General features: G+C 61.4%; 11 protein-coding genes. All 11 read left to right on the top strand.

The window, feature by feature from the left end; translation table 11 throughout:
• The first annotated feature begins 315 nt into the window (after positions 1-315).
• Complete coding sequence (locus tag PPN31114_RS10235) at positions 316-1,095, top strand: ABC transporter ATP-binding protein (RefSeq protein WP_150679422.1); 780 nt, start codon at positions 316-318, stop codon at positions 1,093-1,095.
• An 8-nt stretch (positions 1,096-1,103) separates the two neighbouring features.
• Positions 1,104-1,853 carry an ABC transporter ATP-binding protein gene (locus PPN31114_RS10230; RefSeq protein WP_150679421.1) on the top strand — a complete coding sequence of 250 codons (750 nt, stop codon included), beginning with the start codon at positions 1,104-1,106 and terminating at the stop codon, positions 1,851-1,853.
• A 76-nt stretch (positions 1,854-1,929) separates the two neighbouring features.
• Complete coding sequence (locus PPN31114_RS10225) at positions 1,930-3,129, top strand: ABC transporter substrate-binding protein (protein ID WP_370865876.1); 1,200 nt, start codon at positions 1,930-1,932, stop codon at positions 3,127-3,129.
• A gap of 95 nt (positions 3,130-3,224) precedes the next feature.
• The gene (locus tag PPN31114_RS10220; protein ID WP_150679419.1) at positions 3,225-4,109 is read left to right on the top strand and encodes a branched-chain amino acid ABC transporter permease; all 885 of its coding nucleotides are present in this window, start codon (positions 3,225-3,227) and stop codon (positions 4,107-4,109) included.
• 11 nt (positions 4,110-4,120) lie between these two features.
• Positions 4,121-5,134 (top strand): branched-chain amino acid ABC transporter permease, encoded by a 1,014-nt coding sequence (locus tag PPN31114_RS10215; protein WP_150679418.1) that lies wholly within the window; start codon positions 4,121-4,123, stop codon positions 5,132-5,134.
• 468 nt (positions 5,135-5,602) lie between these two features.
• Entirely contained in the window at positions 5,603-6,382 is a 780-nt protein-coding gene (locus PPN31114_RS10210; RefSeq protein ID WP_150679417.1) for a sulfite exporter TauE/SafE family protein, read from the top strand.
• A gap of 175 nt (positions 6,383-6,557) precedes the next feature.
• Complete coding sequence (locus PPN31114_RS10205; RefSeq protein WP_150679416.1) at positions 6,558-7,703, top strand: ABC transporter substrate-binding protein; 1,146 nt, start codon at positions 6,558-6,560, stop codon at positions 7,701-7,703.
• Positions 7,704-7,958: 255 nt separating this feature from the next.
• Positions 7,959-8,459, top strand: coding sequence for a homoprotocatechuate degradation operon regulator HpaR (hpaR, locus tag PPN31114_RS10200; protein ID WP_150679415.1), 501 nt, complete (start codon positions 7,959-7,961; stop codon positions 8,457-8,459).
• A 303-nt stretch (positions 8,460-8,762) separates the two neighbouring features.
• The gene (locus PPN31114_RS10195; RefSeq protein WP_150679414.1) at positions 8,763-9,818 is read left to right on the top strand and encodes a branched-chain amino acid ABC transporter permease; all 1,056 of its coding nucleotides are present in this window, start codon (positions 8,763-8,765) and stop codon (positions 9,816-9,818) included.
• An 18-nt stretch (positions 9,819-9,836) separates the two neighbouring features.
• The gene (locus tag PPN31114_RS10190; protein WP_150679413.1) at positions 9,837-11,633 is read left to right on the top strand and encodes a branched-chain amino acid ABC transporter ATP-binding protein/permease; all 1,797 of its coding nucleotides are present in this window, start codon (positions 9,837-9,839) and stop codon (positions 11,631-11,633) included.
• Positions 11,633-12,379: an ABC transporter ATP-binding protein gene (locus PPN31114_RS10185; RefSeq protein ID WP_150679412.1), complete on the top strand. Its 747-nt coding sequence runs from the start codon at positions 11,633-11,635 to the stop codon at positions 12,377-12,379. The genes PPN31114_RS10190 and PPN31114_RS10185 overlap by 1 nt, the downstream gene beginning before the upstream one ends.
• Positions 12,380-13,171: the final 792 nt, after the last annotated feature.

The following is a 13,171-nucleotide window of genomic DNA, read 5'->3' as shown; positions in this document are numbered from 1 at the left end:
AAAAGCCTTATTCCATAAGGCCGGAAGCGGTGCGCGCGCGTTGTTACCGATGGGTCTGAAACGCTTGCGAACATGCGCGTTTCAAGCGATGCGAAGCCTAGTGCAAATCCCAATGATCGCGTTGCAGCAATCCGCCCACAATAACGTTTCCCTATGTGCGACCGAACCAAGAATTCGGCGCGACGCAAGGGACGCGAGAGATTCACCGGGCAACGCAAACGACAGCGTCACCTAAGTGCCTCGCGGTTGTCACAGACGATGGTGCCGGGGCTAATCGATCGCCTCACACCGCCAACCAGGAATGTGGCAGGAGACATGGCGAACAACGATTACATTCTCGAAACCCGCGGACTCACCAAAGAGTTCCGTGGCTTCACCGCCGTGAACGGGGTCGACCTGCGCGTTGCGCGCGGCACCATTCACGCACTCATCGGGCCGAATGGCGCGGGCAAGACCACCTGCTTCAACCTGCTCACCAAATTCCTCGTGCCGAGTGCCGGCACCATCACGTTCAACGGTGAAGACATCACCCGCGAAGCGCCCGCACAGATCGCACGCCGCGGCATCATCCGCTCGTTCCAGATCTCTGCCGTGTTCCCGCATCTCTCGGTGCTGGAGAACGTGCGCATCGGCCTGCAACGCAACCTCGGCACCGCGTTCCACTTCTGGCGCAGCAGCGCGTCGCTCAGCCAACTCGACGCACGCGCCATGGAACTGCTCGCCGAAGTCGGGCTCACCGAATTCGCTCACACCCTCACCGTCGAGCTGCCGTACGGCCGCAAGCGCGCGTTGGAAATCGCCACCACACTTGCTATGGAGCCCGAACTAATGCTGCTCGACGAACCCACGCAAGGCATGGGTCACGAAGACGTCGATCGCGTGACGGCGCTCATCAAGAAGGTGTCGGTCGGCCGCACGATTCTGATGGTCGAGCACAACATGAACGTGGTTGCAGGCATCTCCGACACGATCACCGTGCTGCAACGCGGTGAAGTGCTCGCCGAAGGGCCGTATCACGAAGTCTCGAAGAATCCGCAAGTGATGGAAGCCTATATGGGCACTGCGGACAGCGAATTGCAGGGAGCGCACGGGTGAGGACGGCTATGTACGGAAACGGCGGCGGCAATGTGCCCGCACTCGAAGTCGAAGGACTGCAAGCCTGGTACGGCGAATCGCACATCCTGCACGGTGTGGACCTGACCGTGGGGCGCGGCGAAGTCGTCACGCTGCTCGGGCGCAATGGCGCAGGCCGCACGACGACGCTGCGCGCCATCATGGGTCTGACCGGTCAGCGGCAAGGCTCGATTCGTGTCGCTGGCGAAGAAACGATTCATCTGCCGACCTATAAGGTGGCGCATCACGGCGTGGGCTACTGCCCCGAGGAGCGCGGCATTTTCTCGAGCCTGTCGTGCGAAGAAAACCTGCTGCTGCCGCCTTATATCGGCATGCGCGGCAATCGTCGCGAAGACGGCGGCAAAGGCATGTCGATCGAAGAGATCTACGACATGTTCCCCAATCTGAAAGAGCGTCGTCACAGCCAGGGCACGCGTCTTTCCGGCGGCGAGCAACAGATGCTGGCCGTGGCGCGCATTCTGCGCACGGGGGCCAATTTGCTCCTGCTCGACGAAATCTCGGAAGGGCTCGCACCAGTCATCGTGCAGACGCTCGCACGCATGATCACCACGCTCAAAGCGCGGGGCTACACGATCGTGATGGTCGAACAGAATTTCCGTTTTGCAGCACCGCTTGCCGATCGCTTCTATGTGATGGAGCACGGCAAGATCGTGGAGCGCTTCGGCGCGCCCGAGCTGGAAACGAAGATGCCGGTGCTGCACGAATTGTTAGGCGTATGAGGTGAGCTACCCGGAGCGTCCCGTTCCGGGCGATGGACCCAGGCGATACAAATCCACGAAGGAGACGAAGATGACGATGCGGATGAAGGCGTTGGCCGTTGCGGCTGCATTTGGTTTTGCGACGATGGCCACGCAGGCGCAAGCCGATGGCAACACGGTGAAGATCGGTTTCATTACCGATATGTCGGGGCTGTACACCGACATCGACGGGCAGGGCGGGGCAGAAGCCATCAAGATGGCCATCGCCGACTTCGGCGGCAAGGTGCTCGGCAAGCCGATCGAACTGGTCACGGCCGATCACCAGAACAAGGCCGACGTGGCCGCCTCGAAGGCGCGCGAATGGTTCGACCGCGGCGGCGTCGACATGCTCATCGGCGGTACCAACTCGGGTACCGGTCTGGCGATGAATAAGGTCTCGGCCGAGAAGAAGAAGGTCTACATCAACGTCGGCGCAGGCTCCGACGCCCTCACCAACGATCAGTGCCAGCCGTACGGCGTGCACTACGCCTACGACACTGTCGCGCTCGCCCGCGGTACCGGTTCAGCCGTGGTCAAGGCAGGCGGCAAGTCGTGGTTCTTCCTGACGGCCGACTACGCGTTCGGTCACGCGCTGGAAAAGGCGACGGCCGACGTGGTTAAGGCCAACGGCGGCACGGTCAAGGGCGCAGTCAAGCACCCGCTCTCGGCATCGGACTTCTCGTCGTATCTGCTGCAAGCGCAGTCCTCGGGCGCGCAAGTGCTGGGTCTGGCTAACGCCGGCGGCGACACCATCAACGCCATCAAGGCCGCGAAGGAGTTCGGTATCAAGGGCAAGATGCAGATCGCCGGTCTGCTCGTGTTCATCAACGACATTCACTCGCTGGGTCTGGACAACACCGAAGGCATGTACCTGACGGACAGCTGGTACTGGGACAAGGACGACAAGACGCGCGCCTTCGCCAAGCGCTACTTCGACAAGATGCGCAAGATGCCGTCGAGCCTGCAAGCAGGTGACTACTCGGCCACGATGACGTACCTGAAGGCCGTGCAAGCCGCCGGCAGCACCGATGCCGACAAGGTGATGGACGAGCTGCACAAGATCAAGATCGACGACATGTACAGCAAGGGCTACATCCGCAAGGACGGCACGATGGTCCACGACATGTACCTGATGCAAGTGAAGTCGAAGAAGGAATCGAAGGAACCTTGGGACTACTACAAGGTGGTAGCGACGATTCCGGGCGACAAGGCATTCACCACCGTGGCGGAATCGACCTGCCCGTTGATGAAGAAGTAAGCCGGGTTCGTATCTTCACCTGACAGTGACAGTGCACTGAAAAAGCGGCGGGACGTGTGTCCCGTCGCGGTCTTTCTCCCAGAGAATCGATTTCGATGGAATTACTAGGCATCCCCCTGCCGGCGCTGTTGAGCCAACTGCTGCTGGGACTGGTGAATGGCTCGTTCTACGCCATGCTGAGTCTTGGCCTGGCGGTGATTTTCGGTCTGCTCAACGTGATCAACTTCGCGCACGGCGCGTTGTTCATGCTGGGTGCCATGCTCGCCTGGATGGGCGGCAACTATCTCGGCCTCAATTACTGGGTCATGCTGATTCTCGCCCCGATCGTCGTGGGCATTATCGGCATCATCATCGAGCGCACGATGCTGCGCTGGATTTACAAGCTCGATCACCTCTACGGACTGCTGCTCACGTTCGGTATCACGCTCGTGCTCGAAGGCGTGTTCCGTTCGATGTTCGGTGTGTCGGGGCAGCCGTACGATGCGCCGGAAGCGCTCTCGGGCGCGACGAATCTCGGCTTTATGTTCATGCCGAACTATCGCGGCTGGGTCGTCGTGGCCTCGCTCGTGGTGTGCTTCACCACGTGGTTCGTGATCGAGAAGACGAAGCTCGGTGCGTATCTGCGCGCAGGCACGGAGAACCCGAAGCTCGTTGAAGCGTTCGGTGTGAACGTGCCGCTCATGATCACGCTGACGTACGGCTTCGGCGTCGGGCTGGCCGCATTCGCGGGCGTGCTCGCTGCACCGGTTATTCAGATCTCGCCGCTCATGGGTCAGTCGATGATCATCACCGTGTTTGCGGTGGTCGTGATCGGCGGCATGGGGTCGATCATGGGCTCGATCATCACCGGCCTGATGCTCGGTGTGATCGAAGGCTTCACGAAGGTGTTCTACCCGGAAGCCTCGGCGACCGTGGTGTTCGTGATCATGGTGATCGTGCTGCTGCTGCGCCCGGCAGGGCTGTTCGGCAAACAAAAGTAAGGGGCACAGCAATGCAACAACGTATGCAACAACGGGTGCTCTACGCCCTCCTGCTATTGGCGCTGATTGCGGCGCCGTTTGCCGGCGCGTATCCGGTCTTCGTGATGAAGGTGTTGTGCTTCGCGCTGTTCGCCTGCGCGTTCAATCTGCTGCTGGGCTTTACCGGCTTGCTGTCGTTCGGGCACGCCGCGTTCTTCGGCAGCGCAGGCTATGTGACAGGCTATGCGATTCGCAACCTCGGCTTCACGCCCGAAGTCGGCATTCTTGCCGGGATGGTGGCGGGCGCGGTGCTGGGGCTGGTGATCGGGTTGCTGGCGATTCGGCGTCAGGGCATCTACTTCGCGATGATTACGCTGGCGCTCGCGCAGATGCTGTACTTCTTCTGTCTGCAAGCCCCGTTCACCGGCGGCGAAGACGGGCTGCAAGGCGTGCCGCGCGGCAGCTTGTTCGGTCTGCTGCCGCTCGACTCGGATCTGACGCTGTACTACGTGGTGCTGGCCATCTGCGCGCTGGGCTTCCTGCTCATCATGCGCGTGGTGCACTCGCCGTTCGGTCAGGTGCTCAAGGCGATCAAGGAGAACGAACCGCGCGCGATCTCGCTCGGGTATGACGTCGATCGCTTCAAGCTGCTGGCGTTTGTGCTCTCGGCCACGCTGGCCGCGCTCGCCGGGTCGACCAAAACCGTGGTGCTGGGCTTCGAGACGCTCACCGACGTGCACTGGACGATGTCGGGCATGGTGATTCTGATGACGCTCGTGGGCGGCCTGGGCACGATGCTTGGACCGGTGGTCGGTGCCGTGGTGATCATCGTGCTGGAGAACAAGCTGGGCGACATCGGCAACTGGCTGGCGACGGCCACGGGCGTGACGTGGTTCCAGACGCTCGGCGAGTCGGTGACGATCGTCATCGGCGCGATCTTCATCATCTGCGTGCTGGCGTTCCGGCGCGGGCTGGTCGGGGAGTTGGCCGCGCGCAGCAAGTTCTTCCGGGGTGTGGCGCAGCAGTCTCCGGGGAGCGCGCATTGACGGTGTTTGCACCGAGTTGGGGCGTGCTTTCGCCGCCCCGGCGCACAAATGTCGGAAAAACTCTCATCCGTAGGGGTAAATGCTGACTTGTGGTGCATTGGGTGCTCCTTTATTCTCACCCCTAGTTCGCGTCACAGCAGGATATAGGGGCGAGGAACGAGGAGACAATAAGCGCGATAACGCGCACCGCCAAAAAGGAAGCGCTGTTGGAGAATGCTCCAACAGCGCTTTTTATATTGCGCTTCGATATCGTGCTTTCTTCGTGGCTTTCCCGCGCTTCTGTCTGACTTCCGCTGCGTTCTCAATCGCGTCGAATCCGCTGTCCGGCATTGGCCGATGGCGCCATCCCTCGCGGTATCCCCCGTCGCTACACCGTTCGCACCTTTTGCGCCGATTACTTCCGGCCTATCCCCCCATGCTTTACGTCATCGATAGTCTGACTTCCCCAACACATGACGGGAGGCCAGCATGATGACCTCCTGGGCACTCTCCGATCTCCTGATGCTCGCCGGCGGGGCCTTCCTCGCGGGGCTGGTCGACGCCGTCGTCGGCGGCGGTGGCCTCATCTCGGTACCCACGCTGTTTGCCGTCTTCCCGAACGCTGCGCCGCCGCTGTTGCTCGGTACCAACAAGATGGCCGGGGTCTGGGGCACCGCGTCGGCCGCATGGCGTTTCGCACGCGGTGTGGAACTGCGCTGGGCGATTCTGCTGCCCGCGACGATCGCGGCTTTCCTCTTCTCGTTTGGCGGCGCCTATGCCGTCACGCACCTGCCCGCCGATGCGCTGCGCAAGCTGCTGCCGTTCGTGCTCGTGGGCGTGGCCGTCTACACCCTGCACAAGAAGGATTTCGGGACGGTACATGCGCCTGTGAAGGGCGGCACAGGGGTCACCCTTGCCGCGGTGGGCGTCGGGGCTGCTATCGGCTTCTACGACGGTTTCTTCGGGCCGGGCACCGGCAGCTTTCTCGTCTTCTTGTTCGTGCGGCTGTTCGGACAGGACTTCGTGAATGCCTCGGCGTCCTCGAAGATCGTCAACGTGGCGACGAATTTGGCCGCGTTGCTGCTCTTCGGCATCGGTGGCCACGTGTGGTGGCAACTCGGTCTGGGCATGGCGGTGATGAACGTGCTGGGCAGCCAGATCGGCAGTCGTTTGGCACTGCGGCACGGGGTGGGATTCGTGCGTCGAATGTTCCTGTGTGTGGTTGGCGTATTGATCCTGAAGACGGGTTACGATGCCTTCCTGCGTTAGATTTTCACCTTCGCAGCGCAACATGCCGGGAAAACCCGTTGTGGCGATTGCCACAGTTTGGGGAAACCGCACTTTACGAGACGGGGCGGGTGCCCGTAAGATGGGCGGCAATTCACCGACTGAGCGGTCGGTTAATGTAAGAAGAACGAATTCGAAATTTTGTGAGGAGACCCAAATGAAACTGAAGTTGCTGTGCATGGCATCGGCGATGATGCTGGCTGCGGGCGTCGCGCACGCTCAAGTGAAGATTGGTGTGTCGCTGTCGGCGACCGGTCCGGCGGCTTCGCTGGGCATTCCCGAAAAGAACACCATCGCGCTCATGCCGAAGACGATCGCAGGGCAGTCGGTGCAGTACATCGTGCTCGACGATGCGACCGACACCACGACCGCCGTCAAGAACATGCGCAAGCTCATCAGCGAAGATCACGTCGACGCCGTGCTCGGCTCGACCGTGACGCCGAACTCGCTGGCCATGGTCGACGTGGCTGCCGAGACGCAAACGCCGGTGATTTCGATGGCCGCAGGGGCTGCCATCGTCGAGCCGATGGATGCCAAGCGCGCGTGGTCGTTCAAGACGCCGCAGAACGACATTCTGATGGCCACCGCTATCGCCAAGCACATGGCCGATAACGGCGTGAAGACCGCTGCGTTCATCGGCTTCTCGGATGCGTACGGCGAAGGCTGGTACAAGGAATTCCTGAAGGCCGCCGACCTGAACAAGATCAAGATCGTCGCCAACGAGCGCTTCAACCGCGCCGACACGTCGGTGACCGGCCAGACGCTCAAGATCATGGGTGCCAACCCCGACGCCGTGCTGATCGCCGGTTCGGGCACGCCGGCTGCACTGCCGCAACGCTCGCTCAAGGAGCGCGGCTACAAGGGCAAGCTGTATCAGACGCACGGCGTCGCCAACAACGACTTCTTGCGTGTTTGCGGCAAGGACTGCGAAGGCACGTTCCTGCCGGCCGGCCCGCTGCTCGTGGTCGATCAACTGCCGGCGGACAACCCTGTGAAGAAGTCGGCTGCCGCCTATAAGGCCACGTACGAGAAGGCCTACGGCGCCGGTTCGATCTCGACCTTCGGCGGTCACGCCTGGGACGGCGGCCTGCTGCTGCAAACGGCCATCCCGATGGCGCTCAAGAAAGCCAAGCCGGGCACCGCCGAATTCCGCGCCGCCCTGCGTGAAGCGCTGGAGAACGTGAAGGAAATGCCGGGCACCGCCGGTATCTTCAACATGAGCAAGAACGATCACAACGGTCTGGATCAACGCTCGCGCGTGATGGTGCAAATCGTCGACGGCAAGTGGAAATTGGCGAACTGATGCGCTGCGGAGCTGCCTATAGCCTGTAGTAGTAGGCAGGCATGCTCCGCTTCTCATTTGCGTTATCGGCAGTAACAGCGCCCAGTAGGGCGGAAGAACGGGCGTTCGCGCCCGTTTTTTTTGAGCGTGGTAGTTTCGCGCTTCGCAAAGAGTCGGCAGGACATGCGAAACGAGCGGCACATCAGAGGCCGCGTTGTCCCAACCTGATCGCCACAGCCGGGGGGCTGCCCTGGCGATCCTTTCGAGCGTAAATCCATGACGGGTGAATTCGAGCACCGCAATCTATCTCTGGTGTTGTTGCAGACGCGTGAAGCGGTGATGGGGCTGTTCCGGCCTTTGCTCAATCGATACGACATTACGGAACAACAGTGGCGCGTGATCCGCGCTGTGAACGACAGTGAATCGGGGGAAATGGAGATCGGGCAGGTGGCACGCGAGTGCTGCATTCTGAGCCCGAGCCTGTCGGGCATGCTCGAGCGCATGGAGGCCTCGGGGCTCATCCTGCGCAAGCGTGTCTCTTCCGATCAACGCCGGGTGATGGTGTCGCTCACGCCCACGAGCCGTGCGCTGTGCAAAAAACTCGGCCCGCTGGTCGAGGAGCGCTACGGGTATCTGGAAGAGAAGGTCGGGCGCGACACGCTCGCCGAAATCTACCGGTTGCTCGATGTGGTGCGCGACGCGCTGCCGCCCGAAGTGCTGGCCGAAGCACCGTCGCTGCCCGCGAAGCCGCGCCGCCGCCGCAAGTCGGCCGACTGAGGCGATTGGGTCGGCGGCCAAGGCGCACGGGGTTGTGCGCCTCGGAAATCGACCGTTGCCCGGGGCTTGGGCAACCAGTTTGTGAAAGACGGGTGCCGACCGGAGAGGATCCATCTCAGTAGTCACCCGGGTTTTACCAATGCATAACCGTTTATACAATTCATAATTCGCTGCGCTGCTCCAAGGAGACCAGGAGGGGTGCGTCGAAGTGAAGGGGAACGGGGCGGCAGCGCGCCGCGCCGTGCATCACACCGGCTGTCTCGCCAGCCGGTTCAAGAAGTACTCAAACGAAGTGAGAGGAGCATGGATCTTTCGATTGCCGCCATCCTGGCGCAGGACGGCATCACTACGGGTGCGATTTATGCCTTGCTGGCATTGGCGCTCGTGTTGGTGTTCTCCGTTACCCGCGTCATCTTTATTCCGCAGGGCGAGTTCGTGTCGTACGGCGCACTCACGCTCGCGGCCCTGCAAACCCAGAAATTCCCGCTGACCAGCTGGCTGCTCGTGGCCATGGGCGTGTGCACGTTTATCGTGGAAACCGCCGGTGTGTTGCGTCACAGCGAGCGCCGCAAACTGGCGGGCCGACTGGTGCCAGTGCTGGCCGGCAAGTATCTGGTGTTCCCGATCGCCATCTTCTTCGTCGTGAAGATGCTCACGCCGATGACGCTGCCGATGCTCGTGCAAATCGCGCTGACGCTGCTGCTGGTCGTGCCGATGGGCCCGATGCTCTATCGCCTGGCCTACCAGCCGCTCGCCGAAGCCAGCACGCTTTTGCTGCTGATCGTCTCGGTGGGGGTGCACTTCGCGCTGACCGGCCTCGGTCTGGTGATGTTCGGTGCCGAAGGCTCGCGCACGCAGCCGTTCTCGGACGCCAGCTTCAACATCGGCTCGGTCATGATCTCGGGTCAGAGCCTGTGGGTGCTCGGCGTGTCGGTCGTGATGATTCTCGCGCTGTACTTCTACTTCGACCGTTCGCTCTCGGGCAAGGCGCTGCGCGCCACCGCGGTGAACCGTCTGGGCGCACGCCTGGTGGGTATCGGCACGGTGCAGGCCGGGCGTCTGGCGTTCACGCTGGCGGCCGTACTCGGCGTGCTGTGCGGCATTCTGATCGCACCGATTACGACCATCTATTACGAGTCGGGCTTCCTGATCGGTCTGAAGGGCTTCGTGGGCGCGATTATCGGCGGTCTGGTGAGCTATCCGGTCGCGGCGCTCGGCGCCATTCTCGTGGGCCTGCTTGAGTCGTATTCGTCGTTCTGGGCGAGTGCGTACAAAGAGGTCATCGTCTTCACGCTGATCCTTCCGGTGCTGCTGTGGCTGTCGCTCACAAGCAAGCATGTGGAAGAAGACGAGGAATAAGCCGGGGCGGACCAAAGAATGAAAAACAAATACTTCCTGATTTTTCTGGCATTGCTGGCCGTGTTGCCAGTCTTGCCCGCGCCGGTACGTCTGCCTGAATACTGGGTGACGCTGCTGAACTACATCGGCCTTTACAGCATTGTGGCCATCGGTTTGGTCTTGCTCACGGGCGTGGCCGGTATGACGTCGTTCGGGCAGGCCGCGTTCGTCGGTCTGGGCGCCTACGCGACGGCCTATCTGACGACCGCGTACGGTGCGTCGCCGTGGCTCGGTCTGGTGGTCGGTATCGTCATCACGGCCGCTGCGGCGCTCGTGATCGGTGCGATCACCATGCGTCTGTCGGGGCACTTTCTGCCGCTCGGCACGATCGCTTGGGGCCTTGCGCTGTACTACCTGTTCGGCAACCTCGAGTTCCTCGGCAAGTACGACGGCCTGAACGACATTCCGACCATCAACCTGTTCGGCTTGGAGTTGGCGAGCGGGCGTCAGATGTTCTATCTGATCTGGATCGTCGTGGTGCTGTCGGTGGTGTCGATCAAGAACCTGCTCGATTCGCGTCAGGGCCGTGCCATTCGCGCGCTTAAGGGCGGCGGCGTGATGGCCGAAGCCATGGGCGTGAACACGGCGTGGATGAAGGTGGTGGTGTTCGTCTACGCCGCCGTGCTCGCCGCGATTTCGGGCTGGCTGTACGCGCACTTGCAGCGTGCCGTGAACCCGACGCCGTTCAACCTGAACCACGGTATCGAATACCTGTTCATGGCGGTGGTGGGGGGCGTCTCGCACGTTTGGGGCGCAGTGCTGGGGGCCGCGATCCTCACGGTGCTCAAGGACTACTTGCAGAACATTCTGCCGGTGCTGCTCGGTGCCAACGGTAACTTCGAAACCATCGTCTTCGGCGTGCTGCTGGTGCTGTTGCTGCAATACGCTCGCGACGGCGTGTGGCCGTTCTTCGCGAAGATCTTCCCGGCGCGCCGTGTTGCCAAAGCGCCGGAACAAGCCGACGCATTGGGTCATCGCCCCAAGCCGGCGGTGGGCGAAGTGGTGCTCAAGCTGGAGAAAGCGCGCAAGGAGTTCGGCGGGCTGGTGGCGGTCAACGACGTGTCGTTCGAAGTGAAAGCGGGTGAAATCGTCGGCCTGATCGGCCCGAACGGCGCCGGTAAGTCGACCACGTTCAACTTGGTCACTGGCGTGTTGCAAGCGACGCGCGGCGAAATTTCGTTCCTCGGCGAGCGTATCGACCGTCTGCCGTCACGTGAAATCGTCAAGCGCGGCATCGGCCGCACTTTCCAGCACGTGCGCTTAATGCCGCATATGAGCGTGCTGGAGAACGTGGCCATCGGTGCGTATCTACGCGACAAGAACGGCCTGCGCCGTCGTCCGCAGGGCGGTGTGTGGGCCAGCGTGCTGCGTTTGGACCGTCACGAAGAAGCCATGCTGCTGCACGAAGCCGCGAAGCAGATCGAACGTGTGGGCCTCGGCGCACACATGTACGACGAAGCGGGCAGTCTGGCACTGGGCCAGCAGCGCATTCTGGAAATCGCCCGCGCATTGGCGTGCGATCCGACGCTGCTGCTGCTCGATGAGCCGGCCGCTGGCTTGCGCTACAAAGAGAAGCAGGCGCTGGGCGATTTGCTGCGCAAGCTCAAGGATGAAGGCATGAGCGTGCTGCTCGTCGAGCACGACATGGACTTCGTGATGAACCTGACCGATCACCTGGTGGTGATGGAGTTCGGCACCAAAATCGCCGAGGGGCTGCCCGAAAACGTGCAGAAGAACCCGGCGGTGCTCGAGGCTTACCTCGGAGGAGTGGAGTGATGGCAGAGGCGATTCTGGAGGTCAAGGACCTGGCGGTAGCCTACGGCAAGGTCGAGGCGTTGCACGGTGCGCATCTTCGCGTGGAAGCGGGGCAGATCGTCACGGTGATCGGTCCGAACGGGGCCGGCAAGTCGAGCATGCTCAACGCGATCATGGGCGCGCTGCCGCAGAACGGTTCGAGCCGCGGCAGCGTGGCGTATCTCGGTCAAGAGATGTCAGCGCTGACGATCGAGGCGCGGGTGTCGCGTGGGATGTGTCTGGTGCCGGAGAAGCGCGAGTTGTTCTCGACGATGACGGTCGAAGACAACCTGCTGCTCGGCGCGTACCGTCGCAAGCGCGCCGGAGAGAAGAACTTCCTCGATCAGATGGAAGTGGTCTACGCCCTGTTCCCGCGTCTGAAGGAGCGCCGTACGCAGCAGGCTGGCACGCTGTCGGGCGGTGAGCGTCAGATGCTGGCCGTGGGCCGTGCGCTGATGGCGAAGCCGCAATTGCTGATGCTCGACGAGCCTAGCCTGGGCTTGGCGCCGTTGATCGTGAAGGAAATCTTCCACATCATCAACGACTTGCGTAAGACGGGCGTGGCGACGCTGCTGATCGAGCAGAACGCCCGTGCGGCCTTGCAGGTGGCCGACTACGCCTACGTGATCGAGACCGGTGAGCTGGCGCTGGAAGGCCCGGCACAGGAGTTGGCAACGAACCCGAAGGTGATCGAGACGTATCTCGGGCTGGCAAAGAAGGCCGCCTGATATTCGTAGCGAGCGCGGCACTGCCGCCAACGTTGAAGAAGAAACCCGCCACCCGGCGGGTTTTTTTATGGCGCGTCGCGGCGTTGAAATGCGGTGTTGGATAGGGGGCGTCGATTGTCGCGCAGATGATCCGGCCCTATTTTTGATGTGGTCCGCAAGGTCACTTATCCACGTCAATGCGAACTCACTTATTCACAGTTGCTTGTGGATAGTTCTGCACCGCGCAAATCTATGGCGCACCGCCGCAATAAGGGGTTCCGAGATTTTTACGATTTTCGAGTGAATTCGCGCGACGAGGTTATCCACAGAAAAGCAATTTCTTATTCGAGGATTGCGAGGGGAATCGTGATGTGTGGATAAGCGGACTTCGGCGGGACATTGGTTCGTTGGAATGCGTCGAGTTAGCAAGGCTGCTTTTGAAAAGATGCGGTTGATTTTCGATGTTCGGCAGAAGGGGGAGTCGGACGTATTTCGGGGCGGATATGTGCGGGACTTGTATGGGGTCTGGGTTTCACGTGGAACGCCGGGCGCTGTGTTTGTATCCAGTGGTGGCGGGCGTGCGGTCTCAGGCGTGTGACTCGCGTCGGGAGCGAGACCTGTGGTTGCATCCAGTGCACGAACTTTCGGAAGCAACGCTATTTGTGTTTGATCTGTCGCGTCGCGGTGGATGAGGGGCAGGATAATTTTTTCTTGGAAGCGGAAGCTGGGTTTGTGTCCAGTGGTTGTGCTGTGTGTCTGCCACTAAGTGCGGATTCTCGGTTTTTGTTGGAACGCCGGGTTGGGGCAGATAGT

Origin of the sequence: Pandoraea pneumonica, assembly GCF_902459645.1 — a bacterium.
Classification (GTDB): Bacteria; Pseudomonadota; Gammaproteobacteria; order Burkholderiales; family Burkholderiaceae; genus Pandoraea; species Pandoraea pneumonica.
Note: the sequence above shows the minus strand (reverse complement) of the source record. Positions and strands in the feature narration are given on the sequence as shown.